This window comes from Colwellia sp. MB02u-9, from assembly GCF_014077085.1.
Lineage (GTDB): Bacteria > Pseudomonadota > Gammaproteobacteria > Enterobacterales > Alteromonadaceae > Cognaticolwellia.
This window is the reverse complement of record NZ_JACGVF010000038.1, coordinates 1-435: the sequence shown is the minus strand read 5'-3', so window position 1 is coordinate 435 and position 435 is coordinate 1. Positions and strand designations below refer to the sequence as shown.

Below are 435 nucleotides of genomic sequence, written 5' to 3'. Positions count from 1 at the left end.
TTTAGCCACTTAAAGAAAAGTGGCGGACGCGGCAGGAGTCGAACCTGCGACCGCCTGGTTCGTAGCCAGGTACTCTATCCAGCTGAGCTACGCGTCCTCAATAAACTGTTTTTTTATATCTCATGCTTAGGAGATAACGAACTTTACTCATAATAAGTATTCGTAGCCATTAGCGTTAGATAACCTATCCAGCTGAGCTACGCGTCCTCAAATCAAGCCTGTTATTTATATCTCTAGCTTAAGAGATAACGCATGTTACTCATAATGAGCACTCTGATGCGACCCCACAAAGATAAAAACAAAATGTTGGGGCGAAAAAAAACCAGTCATTAGACTGGTTTTTTCAATGTGGCGGACGCGGCAGGAGTCGAACCTGCGACCGCCTGGTTCGTAGCCAGGTACTCTATCCAGCTGAGCTACGCGTCCGCAATAAAC

2 tRNA genes are annotated in these 435 nt (G+C 46.0%); both read right to left on the bottom strand.

From position 1 onward, the window contains the following. Window positions 1–20 precede the first annotated feature (20 nt). Window positions 21–97 (bottom strand) — tRNA-Arg (locus H4J65_RS00135). A 252-nt stretch (window positions 98–349) separates the two neighbouring features. Continuing rightward, a tRNA-Arg gene (locus tag H4J65_RS00130) sits at window positions 350–426 on the bottom strand. Window positions 427–435 lie beyond the last annotated feature (9 nt).